Genomic DNA, 18,758 nt, shown 5'->3' on the forward strand with positions numbered 1-18,758 from the left:
CTCCAATTCCCTCTGCATAGGGCTTTACTCATGCGAAAGTTTTTTGCTGATAAGGATCGAGTTCTCTCGGTTGTGCTGGTGCTACCGTCCATTCTGGCGGTCCTGATCTTTATTTATGGTTTTATTGGCTGGACGGTTCGAGTTTCGTTAAGCAAGTGGAAGGGTCTCAACCCAGACTATACCTGGAATGGGCTAACGAATTACATCAATCTGTTCTCGGATCCTCGCTTTGCGGTGGATGTTCGCAATACTGTGATCTTCACAAGCGTCTTCGTTGTAGGCACCATTCTACTGGGATTTTTCCTGGCCGTTCTTCTGGATCAAGGGCTAAAAGGTGAAGGGTTTTTCCGTAGTCTATTTCTCTTTCCTATGGCTATCTCGTATATCGTAACCGGTGTGGTCTGGCGATGGTTGATGAATCCAGCCACCGGCACCCGGACCAGCGGCTTTAACCTGCTCTTCTCCTACCTTCACCTCGACTTTCTTCAAAATGCATGGCATACCACCCCAACCTGGGGGATAGCGGCAGTAGCGCTGGCTGCCATCTGGCAGATGTCGGGTTACACCATGGCCCTTTATTTGGCCGGGTTACGCGCTATTCCACACGAACTGCGAGAGGCGGCTCAAATTGATGGCGCAAGCGATTTACAAATCTATCGCTTTGTAATCTTGCCACTTTTGACCCCGGTGACTCTTAGCGCACTCATTATTTTGGGGCACATGTCCCTAAAAGTTTTTGACCTGATCATCGCAATCGCCGGAAAGCAACTTCCCCTGGATGTGCCTGCAATTTACATGTGGCAAACAACATTTGACGGTCTGTTCTACGGGCGAGGGGCAGCCATCAGTATTTTGCTATTGATCAGTGTAGCGGTACTTATTATCCCCTATATTATCTACACTTTGCGCACCGAGACGTTCAAATGAATCGATTACGCTTCAGCAAGAACTTCTTATATGTTCCTCTCGTCTTCATGGCGATTTTTTACCTCATACCACTTTACGTAATGTTGGTCACGAGTTTCAAGAGTTTTGCCGAAGTGGATCTGAAGACAATGTGGAATTTGCCTGCGGGCATTCATTTCGACAATTTCATTGAAGCCTATTCAAAATTAGCCCCATCGTTATGGAATAGTTTCGCGATGGTCATCCCCGCGGCAGTTCTTTCATCCATGCTGGGGTCATTAAACGGGTACATCTTTGCTAAATGGAAGTTCAGGGGAGCAGACCTGATCTTTCCTTTGATCCTCTTTGGAATGTTTATTCCCTATCAGAGCATCCTCATCCCTCTTGTGCAATTTATGAACGCTGTCGGCATCAAGGGGTTGGTGGGATTGACACTGACGCACATAATCTACGGAATCCCCATCACGACACTTACATTCCGCAATTACTATGCCAGTCTACCTCAAGAATTGCTGGAAGCCGCCAAGATCGATGGCGCGGATCTTCTGAAAATTTACCGGCATATTCTCCTCCCCATATCAATTCCTAGTTTTGTGGTGGTGCTTATCTGGCAATTCACATCGGCCTGGAATGATTTTCTGTTTGCTGTGGTCTTAACAGGCAATAAAGATTGGCCCATCACGGTTGCACTCAACAATATGGCGGGCAGCCAGATTATTGCCTGGAATGTGCAAATGGCCGGATCGCTCTTGACAGCTCTTCCGCCACTGCTCGTCTACATCCTCGCTGGGCGCTACTTCCTGCGTGGATTGCTGGCGGGCTCGCTCAAAGGTTAGAGCCGTTAGAGCCAGTGGCCCTTACCGATGGGTTTTTCTAACTGCTGGACACCAGCGTGGCAATCTGTTCCAAGCAGATTGCTGAACATACCATTTTTATTGAAATACGATTCGTGCGGATTCGGCGACAGCCCAAACAATTATGCATTAGCTAGCCCTGGTGTGTCCATTTAAGTTCCTAATTGCAGCCCAATATTAATTCCGATTATTAAGTGAAATCAGAATCAATCAATTAAACACCTCCAAAATACGCCTCTCGCGCGTTTTTTCAGGAATACTCCCATATCGGGTGCAGATCCCAAATCTCGAGCCCTGGTTCCCGAAAAATTGACCGAATCCGAGCAAAGATACGCGAAGCGCCGGGCAATTGATCACGGATCTCGCTCTGGGTTTTCTCTCATTGCCCTGCGTCCTTGGGGACCCGATTCTTTGCACTTTTTCTTAAAAATACTTGAAAATTGTGTCATATTATGTCATAATCAATCAAAAGAATTCGATTATAACGCCTTTTTTGCTCCGAAAGTTTGCAGGATACAAGCAATATCAGGTAATACCCATCCCATTTGTGCAATATTACTCCGGAGGACACTCTATGACCAAAATTGCCTTTATCGGCGCTGGCAGTCTCGAGTTCACTACTGCTTTAGTGCGGGATATTCTGACCTTCCCACGGCTCCAGGATGCAACCCTGGCGCTCATGGATATCAACGCCGAGCGCCTGGAATTCGCTGAGCAAGCAGTACGCAAAATTATCGCTGCCGGAAATTACCCAGCCCATGTCCAGGCCACGCTGAATCGGGCCGAGGCGTTGAAAGACGCGGATGTCGTGCTTACCACGATATTGGTAGGATCAACCGAGGTATGGCGGCACGATATTGAGATCCCCAAAAAATACGGTGTGGACATTAACGTTGGCGATACCCGCGGGCCAAGCGGCATTTTTCGCTTCCTGCGCACCCTCCCCCCAATGCTCGAAATTGTGAAAGATATGGAGCAACTTTGTCCGAAAGCGGTTTTGCTCAACTATACCAATCCCATGGCAATGCTATGCGGTGCTTTACAACGCCAAACGTTCATCCCGGTGACCGGATTATGCCACAGCGTTCAGGGAACCGCTATGATGCTGGCGGAATGGATTGGCGCCCCCTTCGAAGAGATCACCTACACTTGCGCTGGCATTAACCATCAGGCTTTCTTCTTGAAATACGAATGGAACGGAGAAGATGCCTATCCGCTTATCCGTAAAGCCATTACTGAGCGCCCGGAGATTTATAACCAGGAACAGGTACGCAATGAGATGTTCCTGCATCTTGACTACTACCCCACGGAGTCCAGCGGACACAATTCCGAGTACAATCCGTGGTTTCGAAAGCGCCCTGATCTGATCGAAAAATACTGTACACACGGAACCGGTTGGAACCCGGGAGAGTATGCCTATATCCTCAAGGAATACCAAAAAACCGAACAAACCTGGAAAGATCGGATTCGCGCTGAATTGGCACGCGAACTGACCCCAGATGACCTGAAGCGTGGCAATGAATATGCCGCCTACATCATTAATGCCTTGATGGGAGGGGAACCTTTTGGGTTCAATGGCAATGTCCCAAATACGCATCTCATTACAAATCTTCCCCAGGGCGCTTGTGTAGAAGTCCCGGTTTATGTGGATAGGGGCGGTTTTCATCCCATTCATGTAGGCGATCTCCCACCCCAACTGGTTGCTCTGATTCATACCAATGTCATGGTAGAGGAAATGGCCATTGAAGCGGCGCTTACCGGAAACGCACGCTTGGTTATGCAAGCCTGCCTTTACGATCCACTGACTGCAGCAGTGCTGTCTATGGATGAAATAAAGACGATGGTCAAAGAAATGTTTGCGCAGAATCGTGTCTACCTCCCCCAATTTTCGAAAATTGATGTGGGATGAGAAAAATGTTGCTAGAAAACTACCGGCCACGTTCCCGGCTTGTGACCAAAGTAACACAGGTGTTAAAACCCCGCTTTCCAATTATTGACGCCCACAACCATCTGGGCGAGCCGTTTGGGGGTGGTTGGGATCACAAACCCCTCTCGCAACTGCTGGATCTTTTAGACGAGGCTGGGGTTCGAGTTTATGTGGATCTGGATGGAGGTTGGGGCGAGGACATTCTGAACACTCATTTGGACTACTTCAAGGCACGTGCTCCCGAACGATTTCGTGTCTTCGGCGGGGTAGATTGGAGTCGGTGGCCTGAGTTAGGCAACCGTTTTCCGGATTGGGCGGCATCGCGAGTGCGGGCTCAGAAAGAGCGCGGCGCAGACGGGCTCAAGATATGGAAACTTTTGGGGCTTCAGGTACATGATCATGAAGGAAAACTGGTTAAAGTTGATGACCCACGTCTGGATCCTATCTGGGATACCGCATCTGAACTCGGCCTTCCCGTGTTAATTCACGTTGCTGATCCGGTGGCTTTCTTTGATCCTGTGGATGAAACGAATGAACGCTGGGAAGAACTCCATCAACACCCCGATTGGGTTTTTACCAGCCCACCTTACCCCCCTTTCAGTGAGATTTTAGAGGCTTTCTATCGTTTAGTAAAAGGACATCCTCGCACGATTTTTATTGGTGCTCATGTCGGCTGTTATGCCGAAAACCTCACCTGGGTAGGCAAGATGCTGGATGATTGCCCCAACTATTATGTTGATATTGCAGCCCGCCTTGGGGAGTTAGGGCGACAACCCTATTCGGCACGGCGGTTTTTTATCAAATACCAGGACCGCATTTTATTCGGTAGTGATATGGGACCGGATCTGGAAGTCTACCGCATTTACTACCGCTTCTTGGAAACCGATGATGAGTACTTCAATTACAACCCCGGAGACATTCCCCTCCAGGGTCGCTGGTTTATCTACGGCGTTTATTTGCCAGATGAGGTCCTGGCAAAGATATACTACCAAAACGCTCAGGAGGTGCTTGGAATCGAAAAACTCCCCTAGAAATGTTTGAAACCAAAATTTTCAATGGTTAGGAAGGAGAAAAGGAGATGAGACGAAATGTTATATTCTTAATCCTAGCGTTGCTTACCATCTTAGCAGCCTTTCTTGCCGCTTGTGCCCCAACCACCACTCCAACCCCAACCACTGAACCAGGACCTCCTAAAGCAGAGGCAACTACCGCGGCCCCGCCTCAACCCGCCCAGGAAAAAATCACGGTGATTTTTCCTCGTCATGAAGCCGACATCACCGGTGCGTTTGAAGCCCGTGTGCGCGAGTTCGAAAAAACAATCGGAATCCAGGTGGACCTGACTCAAAGCGATTGGGACTCCGTAGCCGACCGCGTGATCCCTGAAATGGCTACTGGGGGAAGCGCCTATGATGTAGTGGAATTTGACAATGGCTGGGTCGCTGAATGGTGTGGAGCCGGATGGGTGACTCCCCTTAATGACTTCATGCCGGCAAACTTTACCGACGGCATGATTCCTGGCCTGGTAGATCTCTTCTCCTGCCCAGATGGTAAACTCTATGGCGTTGTTTGGAACAATGACACACGTTTCTTTTATTACAACGCCGCTAAATTAGAAGCGGCGGGATTCAAAGAACCGCCTCGTACCTGGCAGGAATTCAAGCAGATGAGCCTGGCTGCCAAAGAAAAAGGCGTGGTCCAATACGGGATGGCACCTTCATGGAATCAGGAATGGGCACTTGCAAATGAATTCCACTTCTGGACCTATACCTTTGGCGGCAAGATTGTAGACGAAAACGGGTGCTTTGAATTTAACAAAGATCCCAATACTCTGGCCGCGCTCCAGTTTATGATCGACTCGATCAAAGAAGGGGTAGCCAACCCGGCAGGTTTGACCTATGATCAAGCCACATCTCAGGATGCGTTCTTGAAGGGAGACACCCTTTTCCTGCCCCAGGGAATTGCCGGTCTGATGGCCTACACGCAGGACCCCAGTATTTCTAAGGTGGCAGGTCAGGTTGAGGTTGGCTTGGTTCCCGGCGCAACCCCGGACTTGAGCGCAACCTTGACACTGCCAGAAGCCTACGCGATCCCAGTAAACTCCAAGCATAAAGAGGCGGCCTGGAAGTTCATCCAATTCATGACCAGCCGGGAAAACAATGAAATCCTCGCCAAGGAAATCGGCCTCCTGCCAATTTGGACGGATCTCTACACTGATCCGGATCTTTTGGCCAAATACCCCTTCTGGGCTAATTTCCAGGCTCAGCTCGCAACGGCGCGCGGTCTCTCCAAGTTGACCTGGTACGGCGATTTTGTGGATGTGACTATCGCTGAAGTCCATAAAGCCCTGGCTGGTGAGCAGACTGCTCAACAGGCGCTGGATAACATGGCCAAGGGGCTGGCCCAATTCGAATGTAAGCCCTGAGTTCTTCTAAGGCATGTGGCTCCGGGTGCCTTGCTTGCAGAGGCACTCGGAGCAAACCCCCAATCAATGCTGAACCTCATGCGAGCGAAAAACCTTTACCGCCCCATTTCGGATAACCCTCAAGTGTTGGGTCTTTTGCTGACCCTGCCCGCTCTCATTGCCATTTTGGCAGTAGTGTTTTTCCCCATTGTCAGTTCTTTCTGGTTGAGCCTGCACCAGAAGGACCTTTCCCGCCCCCAATTTGACGCTTTCATTGGACTGAAAAATTATTTCAATCTGCTACATGACTCGCGTTATCTGAACTCGCTCTGGGTGACACTTCGCTTCAGTCTGACTTCGGTCATCCTGGAAGTAGTGCTCGGGGTAAGTACGGCACTGGTGCTCAATCAGCGCTTTGTGGGGCGGGGCTTTGTTCGCGGCTTGATGATTTTACCCTGGGCGATGCCTTCGATTGTCAATGCCGCCATGTGGAAATGGATTTACAACGCAGATTACGGAGCCCTAAACGCCCTACTGACCCAATTGCATCTCATAGATAGTTACAAAATATGGCTGGCTGATCCCAAATGGGCCACCATTCTTATTATCCTTGCGAATGTCTGGAAAGAAACCCCATTTACGGTCATCTTAGTTTTGGCGGCGCTACAAACCATACCGGAGGACCTCTATGAGGCTGCTCGGGTTGATGGCGCGTCTGCCTGGCGCTCCTTCTTGCACATTACGCTCCCTCTAATCGCCCCAGTACTGATGGTAGCAGCCATGTTGCAATTCATATGGGGATTTCAAACCTTTGAACTGGTTTATGTAGTGACCGGAGGTGGCCCCTTCAGCACAACCGAATTGACAACGTTGCGGATTTATGCCACGACCTTCAGGTCGCTACGATTTGGATATGGTGCCGCGATGGCTTACCTGACCAGTTTGGCCATTCTGATTCCGGCTGTTTTCTACATCCGTTCCGCTTATCGCCGTGTGGTGGAGATGTAAACATGCATCTATCCTCAAGACGGACTCTTCGGGCTTTGTTACTCTATGTAATCGTGCTGATGATTGTTATATGGACGATTGCCCCGTACCTATGGCTAATTATCTCCTCTTTCTCCTCCAAAATCGAGTTACTTACCGTTCCTTTGAGGTGGTTGCCATCTCGCCCCACTCTAGAAAATTACCGCTCGCTGTTTTTCGAATATGGCGAGCAATCGGTAAATGCCCGGCTTTTTATAAGATCTCTGAGCAATTCGGCAATCATCTCGCTTAGCACTATGATGATCGCAGTGGTCCTAGGCGTTCTAGCGGCCTATGCAATTGCCAGGTTGCGTTTTCGCGGTAGTCAATGGATGATTCTGGCGATGATGACCATTCAGTTAATCCCTCCCATTATTCTTGTGATCCCCCTCTATGTCATTATGCGGCAAGCAAAACTTCTAGATACGCATCTGGGGCTCATAATTGTGGATCTGAGCATTGCCCTACCGCTGGTGATCTGGCTCATACGCAGTTACTTCGCCTCCATCCCCTCAGAGTTAGAGGACGCTGCACGCATAGATGGATGCACTTATCTGGATGCTTTGTTTCGTATTGTCTTGCCCCTCTCTGGCCCCGGTTTGGTGAGCGTGATGATCTTTGCATTCATCGCTTCTTGGAATGAATATCTGTATGCTTTCATCTACACGAATGTCAATGCCAAAACTCTGCCGGTTCTAATTGGAGAATTCAGCACCAAACTTGGCCTGGAGTACTTGAAGATCGCGGCCGCCGGCGTTTTAGCCAGTTTACCGCCGGTGGTCCTCGCGCTGATTTTCCAACGCTTCATCATTCGTGGGTTAACAGCAGGTGCAATCAAGTAATCCTGATGGAGAGGTCGGTTACGCCATGCAAATGATTTTAGGAAATTTAGGCTTTGAATTTAGTCACCATGCAGAGATCATCCTGTTCTATGAAAACCACCAAGTAGGCAAGGTGTTTCCGCAATTGCTCTCTGAAGGGGTCAACTTACTATCCTCACCCGAAGCAATTTCTTTTCATGATCCCCGCACTTTTGCATCCACCCTAGGGCATGGGTCGCGCTACTCAATTAAGGTTTCTTATAAGCAGGGTTTGACTTACCTCCTGAACATAGATTATTACCCTCAGTGGCCAGACACAGTCTTTCTAAAATGGCATTTCGAAAACCGCGGGAGTGCTTCTATTAAGATTGAGCGGGTGGAACTCCCCTGCCTTGATCTCCCGCGTTTTCACGATAAACCCGTGTGGACACTGCAGGGAGCAGCGGTTAAGTGGGGTCAGGATTTTGCGTTTGAATTACCAGCGTCCTTTCAACGCGATAATTATCTTGGGCACTTGCAAGACAGCGAAGGCGGCGGAATTCCCGTCAATGATTTCTGGAGCGCCGAGTATGGAATAGCTCTTGCCCACGCAGAACCTTTGCCGCACGATTGGTTCATGCCGGTTGAAGCCACTTTCGAAAAATTAATAACCTCACTTCAGCGTCGCGGTTCCTTTATCCTGCAGCCTGGAGAATCCTTTTCCAGCTTGCAAAGTGTCTTGATTTTCCATCGCGGCGACTTTTTTGAACCCATTTCCCGTTACCGTGAAATTTTAGAGAAGCAGGGCCTTCAACCCGCTCCACCTTCTCCGGAGGATTTTGAACCCGCATGGTGTTCGTGGGGATATGAGTTTGATGTAAGACCAGAGGAGGTTGAAGGTGTCTTGCCTATGCTTAGGCGCCTTGGCATCCGTTGGGTCACCCTCGATGATCGCTGGTTTGACCATTATGGAGATTGGAACCCTCGCCCTGACACCTTCCCGGGTGGCGAAGCCCGGATGTCTCTTTTAGTGGAGAGAATCCACCAGGAAGGAATGCTGGCCCAACTGTGGTGGTATCCGCTCTGTGCAGAGGATGGACATGGTCACTGGGATACCCTGACCTACGGTTATTCTCAAATCTTGAAGGATCATCCAGATTGGGTAGTTATAAACCCGGATGGAAGTGTGGCGCGTAATAACCGTCATCTTGCTATGCTTTGTCCGGCTTTGCCTGAAGTGCAGGAATATACATTGCGCTTGGTACAGCGTTTTATAGGCAAATGGGGATTTGACGGCTTTAAGCTCGATAATATCTACACCATGCCACCGTGCTACAACCCTGCTCACCATCATTCTCATCCCGAAGAGTCCATGTGGGCATTCGGGAAACTCTACCAGCAAATTCTCACTGAAAGCCAGCGTTTGTGTCCTCATGCTGGGGTGCAGATTTGTCCTTGCGGCACTCCAATCACGTTTAGTTTGCTTCCTGCAACTACCCAGACCGTCACCGCAGACCCCATTTCGAGCGCCCAGGTACGGCAGCGAATTAAGTTTTACAAAGCTCTGATGGGCTCAAAGGCGGCGGTTTTTGCTGATCACGTGGAACTTACCGATGGGGGGATTGATTTTGCTTCTCAGATTGGTGCCGGAGGAGTACCGGGAACGAAATTCATCTGGCCTGAGCAGCCCGAAATCCTTGCTCGTCTGCGTGAGGTCTGGCTGCTCACCCCCGAGAAAGAAGCGTTGTGGGAAAAGTGGTTCCGGATCTACAATCACCACCGCCCTGCTGAGGGAGAGTACCTCAATCTTTATGATTCTGCCTTTGATCAACCAGAAGCACACGTATTACGCAAGGGCCAGGCGCTATATTATGCCTTCTTTGCTCCATTTTTCAAAGGCGATGTTGAACTGCGGGGACTGGAGGGCGGAAAAAGTTATCGTGTTGAGGACTACACCAAGGGTCGTGCTTTAGGCGTGGTGAGTAAGCAGCATCCATTCCTGTCAGTCAAATTTGAGGGATCGCTCCTCATGATCGCTATTCCTGAAAACTATTAATCAGAAGGGATGTTGTATGGAACAAGGACGCTTCACATATCATGAGATTATGACCCAAACGGAAGCCTGGAACGAAGCGCTAGATCGAGTGGAGGCTCAACGCTCAGACCTGTTGGATCTATTCCGTCCCGATTACGAACAGATCATCTTTACAGGTTGCGGCTCAACGTATTATCTCTCCCTTGCCGCATCTGCTTTGTTCCAACAATGCACTGGCCGCATCGCCCGTGCGGTCCCTGCTGGCGAATTGTTGCTTAATGAAGGTACCGTTTTGCGGCATTCCCCTGAGCATTCGCTTTTGATTGCGATCAGCCGTTCAGGCGCTACCACAGAGACCCTGCGTGCCGTCGAGCAGTTTAAAACCCGCACACGAGGAAATGTCTTGGCCATCACTAACTACCCAGAGCATGCGTTGCCCAAATTGGCTGATCTTGCCCTGGTGGTTGAGAAAGGCCAGGAGGAAAGCGTGGCCCAAACACGTTCCTTTGCCTCTATGTATGTTGCTGCGGTGGCTACAAGCCTTCTGGTAGGTGCACGCCATGCTGACCTGCACGCAATGCGTCGGTTGGCCGAGGTTGGAGCAAGACTGCTCCATGATTATGCACCCTTGGCTCAGAAAATGGGGGCCAATCTTAATTTTGACCGCTTCTATTTCTTGGGCAGCGGGATTCGCTACGGGCTTGCTTGTGAAGCCAATCTGAAGATGAAAGAAATGACACTCACTCACAGCGAACCCTTTCATTTTCTGGAGTTCCGGCACGGTCCAATGTCAATGGTCAATAACCGTACAGTGATCGTCGGGCTTTTGTCTGAGGCGAACCTCCCTTATGAATGGGCAGTTTTGGAGGAAATGCGATCCTTGGGCGCAACAATCCTGAGCCTGAGCGAAGCGGATGAGAGGGCCAGCGTTCAGTTTCAGAGCGGCATTCCCGAGATTGCTCGGGGCGTTCTCTATCTTCCAGTGCTGCAGTTGATGGCCTACTACCGCTCCCTGGCTAAAGGGTTGAATCCCGACCGTCCCACTCACTTGAGCGCCGTGGTTGAATTGGGCGCGCTTTAGTTTCCAGGAAGGAGGTGGTAATCAAAGATTGGCGTGTCAGAAACAATCCTCTATCTCATAAACCCGCTAACCTTGAAAATTAAAAAACTTAAGGAGGAACCATGAAAAGACTAGCCCTGTTCTTTGCCTTGGTTTTGGTCCTCTCCATGGTACTGAACGCATGTGCGGGAGGTCCTCAAACAACTGCACCAACCCAGCCCTCTCCAACCACTGCGCAGGCCGAGGCAACCGCTCCGGTCTCTACGGGCAAAGCTGAGCTGCGCATGATGATGTGGGGGGCTCCCGAAGAGCTGGCCATCTGGAAACAAATCGTTGCCGATTTTCAGGCAAATAACCCTGAGATCACGGTCAACGTCGAGGTTTCGGAGTGGGAGGCTTACTGGACTAAACTCAAGACTCTGCTGGCCGCGGGTACCCCTCCGGATATTTTCGCTATTGATGCCCCCTACTATCTCGATTACCAGACACGAGGGGTTCTGTTGAACCTACAACCCTATCTGGATGCTGAACCCAATTTGCTTGATGATGTTTACCCACAAACCCTAAAGGCCTATCAAACCCCAGAAGGTTACTTTGGCCTGCCGCGTGACTTTCAGACCATCGTGGTTTTCTATAACAAGGACATGTTCGATGCAGCGGGGGTGCCTTACCCCTCCCCCGATTGGACGTATGATGACTTTCGGGCTACGGCCAAAGCTCTCACCCTTGACAAAGACAAAGATGGGGTCATAGATCAGTACGGTTACGCTACCGACCTATGGGACATGGAACTGTTCTGGAGCGAGGTAATCTGGGCTTTTGGTGGGGATATTATTAGTCCTGACCACACTCAAACTCTCATCGGTTCTCCAGAGGCCCGTAAAGCCTGGCGGTTTATTTACGACATGATGTTTGTAGATAAATCCATGCCAGATACTACAACGGCTGCCCAATATGGCGGAGACCTCTTCCAGGCGGGTAAGGCAGCAATGACGACAATTGGGCATTGGGCGGTACCCGGTTATGCAGAAGCAGGGTTGAATTTTGACGTGGTGCAGATGCCCGCGGGTCCGGCAGGAAGAGCAACTAGCGTGAACAGCGCCGGCTTTGTCATTGCCAAGAACACTAAATATCCCGATGCGGCCTGGAAATTCCTCAAATTTGTGATCAGCACGCCGGCTCAAACACGTCTAGCAGAACTGGGCTTTGCCTGCCCGGTGCTTAAGTCCGTAGCTGAAAGCCCGGCCTTCCTGGACCAGCCGATCAAGATCAACCACAAGGTGTTCCTGGATTCGCTGGAGTTCGCACGCATGAAGCCGGTCTTCAAGGGGTATGATGAGTGGGCCTCTGTTATCGGTGATGGGATGGCACCAATCTGGGCTGGCGAGGAAGCAGATTTGGACGCGGTGCTGGATGAGATAATTCCGCAAGCCGATGATGTTTTGAAACAATATAACCCGTAGAAGCACGAAAGCCATTCAGGGGAGTTGCCCGGTATTGCAAGGCAGCTCCCCTTCCCCCAAATTGGAGGAGCACAGTCTATGGAATCTGGAATTAGGCCTCTTGGGCGAGAAAAAATTTGGCTATGGATCTTGTTGGCCCCGACTCTCTTTGGCTTGGTGTTCAGTGCTTTTGGGGCATTGTTGGCTACCTTGGGTTTATCGTTTACCGAATGGGATCTGTTTACTCCGCCCAAGTGGGTGGGACTTAATAACTACATCATGTTATTCACCGATAAACGCTTCCTGCGGGCACTGACCAACACGGCTCAGTTTGCTGCCCTTTATGTCCCAGGAGTGGTAATTATTTCCCTTTTCGTAGCAGTATTGATGAACCGAAGTATTCGGGGAATTTCCCTATATCGAACCATGTATTATCTGCCCGTGGTAACCTCAGCAGTGGCTACAGCACTGGTATGGAATCTTATTTATGGGAAGGATACGGGGGTCCTGAATTACATTCTGAAGCAATTTGGGTTGCAACCAGTGTGCTGGTTATGTACCGATCGCGCGATGCTCTCGGTTGTCATTGTCAATATTTGGGGCGCGATCGGCGAGGGAATGATTATTTTTCTGGCGGGTCTCACCGCTATCCCTCGGGAGTACTACGAAGCCTCAGAGATGGATGGTGCTAACCGATTTCAGCAGTTTTTTAGGATTACACTTCCACTTATTACTCCTAGCATTTTCTTCCAGACCCTTATCTCCACAATTAATGCATTTCAGGCTTTTGATTATATCTACATGTTGACCCGGCGGGGTCAGGGAGACAGTTCCATTCCGGTGGTCGTCTTCTCAATTTATCGCAACGCCTGGCATTTCAACAAATATGGTGTTGCCAGTGCTCAAGCCATTGAACTCACGTTGATTGTGGCGGCACTGATGGTGATCTACCTGTGGGCCGAGAAAAGATTTGTCGTGTACGAGTAAGAAGAGGCTGACAATGGGCAAAAAGATTGAGAAAGTGATGTTGGATCTCATTACCTACCTGCTCCTTTCCTTAGGGGCTGTTATTATGGTGGTGCCCTTTTTGTGGATGGTGGCTACGTCGTTCAAGCAACCAGCAGATCAATTCACGATGACTTTGATTCCCAACCCAATCACACTCGATAATTACCGCAGCCTCTTCAGTGTGGATTTGAACTTTCCCCTCATGTTTATGAATAGTACGGTTATCTCACTGTTGGTAACAGTAGGGCAATTATTGACTTGTTCCATGGCGGCGTTCTGTTTCGCAGTAGTGAAGTTCAAAGGACGCGATATATTGTTTGCGGCGCTTTTGGCCACTTTGCTCATTCCCTTTCATGTCACACTGATCCCCAATTTCATTATTTTCCGATTTCTCGGATTAACTGGTACAAGTGTACCTATCTGGTTGCCCGCTTTTTGGGGAGGTGCCTTCGGTACCTTCTTGATTCGCCAGTACTTTCTTACTATCCCCCGTGACCTGGTGGATGCGGCACGGGTAGATGGTGCCTCGCTGCTGCAAATATTTTGGCGAGTTTATTTACCACTCGCCAAACCTGCACTGGCAGCGCTGGGCATTTTCACGTTCCAGGGTGCATGGAATGACCTGCTTCATCCTCTTATTTATATGCCGGCAGCCCCCAATACAACATTGACGGTAGGATTGGCCTTCTTCCAACAGCAAATGGTACTGGGTGGAAAGTTCACAGTCTTGATGGCGGGTGCTTTTGTTAGCATCCTCCCCCTGCTGCTAGTTTTCTTCTTCGCCCAGAGGTACTTCATACAAGGAATTGCGCTTACTGGGGTGAAGAGATAGCTTTATCGATACCTTGCTCCTTTTGAGGGGTGGGATGGGTTTTATTTGATTTTGTTGGTTTAATGGTTTGAGTGTAAGTGGCTATACGAAATTATTCTGCATGCAATTTGAAACAATCCCCCACCCACGCTGCCAAAAACCTTACCAAACCACGAACGCTTCTCCGAACCGCTGGGGTCAAGCCTTCTCCAAAACGAAGCGAGACCGGCTGAATACCGATAATCCCCATCTGGCACCCCAGTTCGGCCCCCAAGTAGTGCCCCAATAGCCCAGGCGACAAGGTATGGGTTGAAATCTGTGGTATCTCTTCAGCGCCTTCCCACATCACCCACGACACGGCACCCGGTGCCTGGTTCATATCCGCTGCATCTACCCACAGCACCCAATTTGGCTCAAAACGCCGCAACACTCCGGTGAAGTTTTCCGGTGCAATGCCTGCCTCTACCAAAAGCAATCGTTCATGTTGAGGTAAAACCCACTTTAGGCCCCGCACTATCCACAGACCAGCTCCATCATCGCCGTTAAGTTCGTTCCCCACCCCCACAAATGCCAGACGCAAGGCATCAGCCGGCAGATTCAGAGCACGGCGCTGCTTCTCCAGCGCATCCCTGAGCGGCTCGCTCCAGGAGGAATTGAATGTCTTCATCACGGCCATATAATACTTCAAAAGGCACCTTGCTGGCCGAAGCCAGTTCCCATTCCTCGGTCGAAAACCCTAAACACTTGAACCGACAACTTTCCACACATTGCGCGCAGTAAATACAACGATCTGCGTGATAGCGCATCACAAAGCGTTTACTGGCCTTATCAACAACGATCAACTCCAAGGCATTGGCCGGGCAGTCCTTCACACACAACTGACATCCCGAGCAATTCTCGGGATTCCAAACCACTTTAGCCCGCAATCGTTCTGGAACCTGCGGTCGCTGATATGGGTAACGCTCGGTGAATGGCCTTTTGAAAAGGGAGCGAAACACATCGCCAAACATGCTACCTATCGTCATATGCCACCTCTAGAAAATCAGATTCCCAACATAGCGCCCAAGAACAATCGCAATTAACTGGATAACTGCCAGGATCGTGCCAATGCGCCACCACAACCCCACCACCTGATCAATTCGCAAGCGCGCAAAGAGGGTCTGAAGAAGTGCCACCACCAGCAACAGCCCCACCGTCTTGACCAGGAAATCCAGCGGGGAGTGGATACCACCCAAGTAAAAGGCTGCCACCAGCGTGAGCCCAATGACCAGTTCAATGTCCTTGCTCAGGCGGAACAGCGCCAGCCCGCGTCCGCTGTACTCGGTTAGTGCTCCAGCCACAATCTCCGTCTCAGCCTCCGGCGCGTCAAAAGGCGGCAACTCCAGTTTCCCCATCAACCCCACCAGTGCGACCAGAAAACCAATCGGCTGGGCAATCAACAGCCACAGGTTTTGGCTGGCATACTCGTTGATAGATCGAATTTGCCAGGTTTGTGCCGCAATGGCCGGACCCAGCAATGCCAGCATGAAAGGGGCTTCGTACGAGAACAGTTGCGTCAATGTACGGGTGGCCCCCACCAGGGCAAAGCGATCCACCGTGCACGCCCCGGCCAACCCCATACTGAGAGTCAGCACACTGAGCAGGTAAATTGTCACAATCAAATCACCCTGGAAAGCATATGCCGGCAACAACCCCGCCATGGGCACATAAAGGGCAGCCGTCAGAGCAGAAGCCAGAGCAAATAGCGGCAGCAGGTAAAACAACCCACGCTGAACCCCCAAAGGCGTGATCTCCTCTTTAGAAAGCAGTTTAAGCAGATCCGCCAAAGGCTGAAACCAGCGCGGCCCAATTCGATTCTGGAACCTTGCTACCAGCTTACGATCCAAGTATTCATAAGCCAGCCCAGCCATAATCAGAAACAGTCCGCCCGGGAAAATCAAGAGAACAATCAATGGGTTCAGGTTTAACGTCATGGGGCTTTTCTCCTGCGCCGGGAATTAACGAACCGTTTTTACAACCACCGTCCGATCATTACACGAGAAGCAGGGGTCAATTCCTGCCACCAGCATCGGGATATCCGCCAGTTTATGGCCAGGCGCCGTAGCAAGCACCGTTCCCCAATTGGCCAGACTGGGGGTACGCACTTTCACCCGTTCGGGTTTATCGCTTCCATTACTCACAATGAAGTAGAACAACTCCCCTCGCGGCGCCTCCACCCGGCTGATCACCTCCCCTGCCGGGATTCGCCGAGGCATTCGTGCGGTGAGTTCACTTTCTGGAAGGTTGTTTAGAATTTCGCGGATCACACGGATGCTCTCAAAGAGCTCCTCTAGTCGCACAACAAAGCGAGCCTGCAGGTCGCCTTGCTGGCTCAGCACCATCCTGACTGGAAATTCGGTATAAGCGGCGTAAGGAACATCCACACGAACATCCCGAGGTACTCCTGAAGCCCGTGCCGTCGGACCCACGGCTCCCAGTCGCTCGGCCTCTTCGCGGCTGAGAACCCCCACTCCGCGGGTACGACCCAAGAACGTCTCATCGGAGTTTACCACGTTGAGATAATACTGTACGCGCTCCTCAAGAAAACTTACACCATCCAGAATGCGTACCTTTTGGTCTGGTGTCACATCGAACTTGACTCCGCCCAACAAGTTGGCGGAATAATTCACACGGTTACCACTCAAGAGTTCCAGCAAATCCATGACAGTCTCGCGATCCCGCCAACTGTACATAAATAGAGCATCAAAACCCGCCTCATGAGCCGCCACACCCAACCACAACAAATGGCTATGCAGACGCTCTAACTCAGCCACGAGCTGACGAATGGCACGCGCCCTTGGCGGCGCCTGGACCCCCGCAAGGGCCTCCACACCCTGCGCAAAAGCCAAGGCATGGACATGCGAGCAAATACCACAGATGCGCTCCATTAAATAGAGGTTTTGGGTCCAGGTTCGTTGTTCAGCCCCCTTCTCGATGCCACGATGAACATATCCAAGGCGCAGTGTGGCATTAATGACCTCTTCTCCATCTACAAAAATCTCAAAATGGCTCGGTTCCTTCAGGGCTGGATGTTGAGGACCAATAGGAATAACAAATTTCTCACTCATCGGACCCCTCCTTGGCTTCGGGGAAGCCTGTAAATGCCTTCCGAAGTGGATACACACCTTCAGGCCAATTATCCGGTAAAAGCAGACGACTCGTATCCGGTGTTCCCTCGATTCGTACACCGAACATCTCGCTTAGTTCACGCTCGAATAGAGTAGCCGAGGGCAAAATTCCACAAATTGAAGGAAGTACCGCATCTGAGTAAGGTACACTGACACGTAAGGTCAACACCTTGTCTTTTTCGCAAAAATGGTACAACACCTCCACATGCCCCTCCTGAGCGCTTTCCCCCTCCGCAGGTTCAGTCACAGGATGATCCAAACCGGTAATAGCGCTCAAATAACCCCATTGGATTCGCCTAAGCGTTTCAACCACTGTCAGCAAATCCTCACGATCAATCACTACATCCACCCGATTGGGTTGAGGAGTTTTTTCCGCCCGAATCCACGATCGGATGGCGTCTAACGCCTGTCTTAGAAGGTCCTCCTGCATCACTTCCTGGCTCATCCCCTCACTCCTCTATGCTTTGTTTTCAAACTGAGGTTCCGGGATCACTGCAACTGCCTCGGGTTTTCGTCCCGTTTTCAGCGCTTCCAGCAGCTGCACAATTCCGAAAATGATCGCTTCGGGTTTGGGGGGACACCCCGGAATGTACATATCTACCGGGATAACCTTTTCAATACCCCCCAGGACATTGTAGCACCCTTGAAAGACACCGCCCGAAATTCCACAGGAACCCACCACCACTACAAACTTGGGCTCAGGCATTTGTTCATAAATGCGACGCAAACGATCCCGGGATTGCATGGTCACTGGCCCAGTGCAGATCAACACATCAGCATGGCGTGGGCTTCCCTGTAATTTAATCCCAAAGCGCTCCACATCATAACGTGGAGTCAGGGTAGCCAGAATTTCAATGTCGCATCCGTTGCACGAACCACTGTTGTAATGCAATGCCCAGGGGGAATTTACCCTCGCCCAGGTTCGTATTTTGTCCAAAAACCCAACACCCTTATCTTTGTCGCTCATTTGTTACTCCTTTCTATACTCCTCACCACACTAACCCAATATGACCGCAATAAGGGTAAGTAACACCCCAAAAAGGTAAGGTAAAATGCGAGGTGAAAGATCTCCTGTCCCTAGAATCAAGACCCCCAGATGGACAACTGCAAAGAAAAATGCTACCAGGAAGAATGGCGCGTACCCGGGAGCCGCAAAGGTCACATCCGCCTCCTCCCCGCTAGCATACGGGCTATCCTTTAGCGGTGAGTGCTTTTCCGGTGGGGCTAGAAGTTTGCCCAACCCCAGAATGCCCAGTGAAACGCCCAGATAAACCAGAAACGCAAGAGGTGGTGTTAATAAAATCTCCATGGACATCTTCCC

Annotated in this window: 19 protein-coding genes; 12 read left to right on the plus strand and 7 right to left on the minus strand. The window is 50.5% G+C overall.

Annotation, left to right across the window (positions count from 1 at the left end):
- Positions 1-30 precede the first annotated feature (30 nt).
- The 12 genes from SE15_RS06485 to SE15_RS06540 all read left to right on the plus strand — a co-directional run bounded on the left by SE15_RS06485 (position 31) and on the right by SE15_RS06540 (position 14,291).
- Complete coding sequence (locus tag SE15_RS06485) at positions 31-927, plus strand: carbohydrate ABC transporter permease (protein ID WP_054521258.1); 897 nt, start codon at positions 31-33, stop codon at positions 925-927.
- Positions 924-1,742, plus strand: coding sequence for a carbohydrate ABC transporter permease (locus tag SE15_RS06490; RefSeq protein ID WP_054521259.1), 819 nt, complete (start codon positions 924-926; stop codon positions 1,740-1,742). Before SE15_RS06485 ends, SE15_RS06490 begins: the two co-directional genes overlap by 4 nt.
- A gap of 592 nt (positions 1,743-2,334) precedes the next feature.
- Entirely contained in the window at positions 2,335-3,669 is a 1,335-nt protein-coding gene (melA, locus tag SE15_RS06495; RefSeq protein WP_054521260.1) for an alpha-galactosidase, read from the plus strand.
- Positions 3,666-4,718 carry an amidohydrolase family protein gene (locus SE15_RS06500; RefSeq protein WP_083461750.1) on the plus strand — a complete coding sequence of 351 codons (1,053 nt, stop codon included), beginning with the start codon at positions 3,666-3,668 and terminating at the stop codon, positions 4,716-4,718. The genes melA and SE15_RS06500 overlap by 4 nt, the downstream gene beginning before the upstream one ends.
- A 47-nt stretch (positions 4,719-4,765) precedes the next feature.
- Positions 4,766-6,109, plus strand: coding sequence for an extracellular solute-binding protein (locus SE15_RS06505; protein WP_054521262.1), 1,344 nt, complete (start codon positions 4,766-4,768; stop codon positions 6,107-6,109).
- A 66-nt stretch (positions 6,110-6,175) separates the two neighbouring features.
- Positions 6,176-7,096 (plus strand): carbohydrate ABC transporter permease, encoded by a 921-nt coding sequence (locus tag SE15_RS06510; RefSeq protein ID WP_054521263.1) that lies wholly within the window; start codon positions 6,176-6,178, stop codon positions 7,094-7,096.
- A gap of 2 nt (positions 7,097-7,098) precedes the next feature.
- Positions 7,099-7,956, plus strand: coding sequence for a carbohydrate ABC transporter permease (locus tag SE15_RS06515; RefSeq protein WP_054521264.1), 858 nt, complete (start codon positions 7,099-7,101; stop codon positions 7,954-7,956).
- A 25-nt stretch (positions 7,957-7,981) separates the two neighbouring features.
- Positions 7,982-9,970, plus strand: coding sequence for a glycoside hydrolase family 36 protein (locus tag SE15_RS06520; RefSeq protein WP_054521265.1), 1,989 nt, complete (start codon positions 7,982-7,984; stop codon positions 9,968-9,970).
- Positions 9,971-9,986: 16 nt separating this feature from the next.
- The gene (locus SE15_RS06525) at positions 9,987-11,030 is read left to right on the plus strand and encodes an SIS domain-containing protein (protein ID WP_054521266.1); all 1,044 of its coding nucleotides are present in this window, start codon (positions 9,987-9,989) and stop codon (positions 11,028-11,030) included.
- 101 nt (positions 11,031-11,131) lie between these two features.
- Entirely contained in the window at positions 11,132-12,472 is a 1,341-nt protein-coding gene (locus SE15_RS06530) for an ABC transporter substrate-binding protein (RefSeq protein WP_054521267.1), read from the plus strand.
- A 78-nt stretch (positions 12,473-12,550) separates the two neighbouring features.
- Complete coding sequence (locus SE15_RS06535) at positions 12,551-13,438, plus strand: carbohydrate ABC transporter permease (protein ID WP_054521268.1); 888 nt, start codon at positions 12,551-12,553, stop codon at positions 13,436-13,438.
- A 13-nt stretch (positions 13,439-13,451) separates the two neighbouring features.
- Complete coding sequence (locus tag SE15_RS06540; protein ID WP_054521269.1) at positions 13,452-14,291, plus strand: carbohydrate ABC transporter permease; 840 nt, start codon at positions 13,452-13,454, stop codon at positions 14,289-14,291.
- 91 nt (positions 14,292-14,382) lie between these two features.
- On the opposite strand, the gene SE15_RS06545 is transcribed toward SE15_RS06540, so the two are convergent.
- From SE15_RS06545 to SE15_RS06570, 7 genes are read right to left on the minus strand one after another with little or no spacing between them, the layout of a single operon-like run.
- Positions 14,383-14,937 (minus strand): hydrogenase maturation protease, encoded by a 555-nt coding sequence (locus SE15_RS06545; RefSeq protein ID WP_160316679.1) that lies wholly within the window; start codon positions 14,935-14,937, stop codon positions 14,383-14,385.
- Positions 14,855-15,295: a 4Fe-4S binding protein gene (locus SE15_RS14100; protein WP_083461751.1), complete on the minus strand. Its 441-nt coding sequence runs from the start codon at positions 15,293-15,295 to the stop codon at positions 14,855-14,857. The genes SE15_RS06545 and SE15_RS14100 overlap by 83 nt, the downstream gene beginning before the upstream one ends.
- 9 nt (positions 15,296-15,304) lie before the next feature.
- A complete protein-coding gene (locus SE15_RS06550) occupies positions 15,305-16,243 on the minus strand; it encodes a complex I subunit 1 family protein (protein ID WP_054521271.1) in 939 nt (312 codons plus the stop codon).
- A gap of 24 nt (positions 16,244-16,267) precedes the next feature.
- Positions 16,268-17,377, minus strand: coding sequence for a hydrogenase large subunit (locus SE15_RS06555; protein ID WP_083461752.1), 1,110 nt, complete (start codon positions 17,375-17,377; stop codon positions 16,268-16,270).
- Positions 17,370-17,882, minus strand: a complete 513-nt coding sequence (locus tag SE15_RS06560; RefSeq protein ID WP_054521272.1) for an NADH-quinone oxidoreductase subunit C — start codon at positions 17,880-17,882, stop codon at positions 17,370-17,372. Before SE15_RS06560 ends, SE15_RS06555 begins: the two co-directional genes overlap by 8 nt.
- A gap of 12 nt (positions 17,883-17,894) precedes the next feature.
- The gene (locus SE15_RS06565) at positions 17,895-18,404 is read right to left on the minus strand and encodes an NADH-quinone oxidoreductase subunit B family protein (RefSeq protein ID WP_152965553.1); all 510 of its coding nucleotides are present in this window, start codon (positions 18,402-18,404) and stop codon (positions 17,895-17,897) included.
- Positions 18,405-18,434: 30 nt separating this feature from the next.
- Positions 18,435-18,752 (minus strand): hypothetical protein, encoded by a 318-nt coding sequence (locus SE15_RS06570; protein WP_054521273.1) that lies wholly within the window; start codon positions 18,750-18,752, stop codon positions 18,435-18,437.
- Positions 18,753-18,758 lie beyond the last annotated feature (6 nt).

This window comes from Thermanaerothrix daxensis (genome assembly GCF_001306145.1).
Taxonomy (GTDB): domain Bacteria; phylum Chloroflexota; class Anaerolineae; order Anaerolineales; family Anaerolineaceae; genus Thermanaerothrix; species Thermanaerothrix daxensis.

Excerpts from the sequence above, each read along its gene's own strand:
- SE15_RS06485 (WP_054521258.1), top strand. The coding sequence starts at position 31 with ATGCGAAAGTTTTTTGCTGATAAGGATCGAGTTCTCTCGGTTGTGCTG.
- SE15_RS06490 (WP_054521259.1), top strand. The coding sequence starts at position 924 with ATGAATCGATTACGCTTCAGCAAGAACTTCTTATATGTTCCTCTCGTC.
- melA (WP_054521260.1), top strand. The coding sequence starts at position 2,335 with ATGACCAAAATTGCCTTTATCGGCGCTGGCAGTCTCGAGTTCACTACT.
- SE15_RS06500 (WP_083461750.1), top strand. The coding sequence starts at position 3,666 with ATGAGAAAAATGTTGCTAGAAAACTACCGGCCACGTTCCCGGCTTGTG.
- SE15_RS06505 (WP_054521262.1), top strand. The coding sequence starts at position 4,766 with ATGAGACGAAATGTTATATTCTTAATCCTAGCGTTGCTTACCATCTTA.
- SE15_RS06510 (WP_054521263.1), top strand. The coding sequence starts at position 6,176 with ATGCTGAACCTCATGCGAGCGAAAAACCTTTACCGCCCCATTTCGGAT.
- SE15_RS06515 (WP_054521264.1), top strand. The coding sequence starts at position 7,099 with ATGCATCTATCCTCAAGACGGACTCTTCGGGCTTTGTTACTCTATGTA.
- SE15_RS06520 (WP_054521265.1), top strand. The coding sequence starts at position 7,982 with ATGCAAATGATTTTAGGAAATTTAGGCTTTGAATTTAGTCACCATGCA.
- SE15_RS06525 (WP_054521266.1), top strand. The coding sequence starts at position 9,987 with ATGGAACAAGGACGCTTCACATATCATGAGATTATGACCCAAACGGAA.
- SE15_RS06530 (WP_054521267.1), top strand. The coding sequence starts at position 11,132 with ATGAAAAGACTAGCCCTGTTCTTTGCCTTGGTTTTGGTCCTCTCCATG.
- SE15_RS06535 (WP_054521268.1), top strand. The coding sequence starts at position 12,551 with ATGGAATCTGGAATTAGGCCTCTTGGGCGAGAAAAAATTTGGCTATGG.
- SE15_RS06540 (WP_054521269.1), top strand. The coding sequence starts at position 13,452 with ATGGGCAAAAAGATTGAGAAAGTGATGTTGGATCTCATTACCTACCTG.
- SE15_RS06545 (WP_160316679.1), bottom strand. The coding sequence starts at position 14,937 with ATGAAGACATTCAATTCCTCCTGGAGCGAGCCGCTCAGGGATGCGCTG.
- SE15_RS14100 (WP_083461751.1), bottom strand. The coding sequence starts at position 15,295 with ATGACGATAGGTAGCATGTTTGGCGATGTGTTTCGCTCCCTTTTCAAA.
- SE15_RS06550 (WP_054521271.1), bottom strand. The coding sequence starts at position 16,243 with ATGACGTTAAACCTGAACCCATTGATTGTTCTCTTGATTTTCCCGGGC.
- SE15_RS06555 (WP_083461752.1), bottom strand. The coding sequence starts at position 17,377 with ATGAGTGAGAAATTTGTTATTCCTATTGGTCCTCAACATCCAGCCCTG.
- SE15_RS06560 (WP_054521272.1), bottom strand. The coding sequence starts at position 17,882 with ATGAGCCAGGAAGTGATGCAGGAGGACCTTCTAAGACAGGCGTTAGAC.
- SE15_RS06565 (WP_152965553.1), bottom strand. The coding sequence starts at position 18,404 with ATGAGCGACAAAGATAAGGGTGTTGGGTTTTTGGACAAAATACGAACC.
- SE15_RS06570 (WP_054521273.1), bottom strand. The coding sequence starts at position 18,752 with ATGTCCATGGAGATTTTATTAACACCACCTCTTGCGTTTCTGGTTTAT.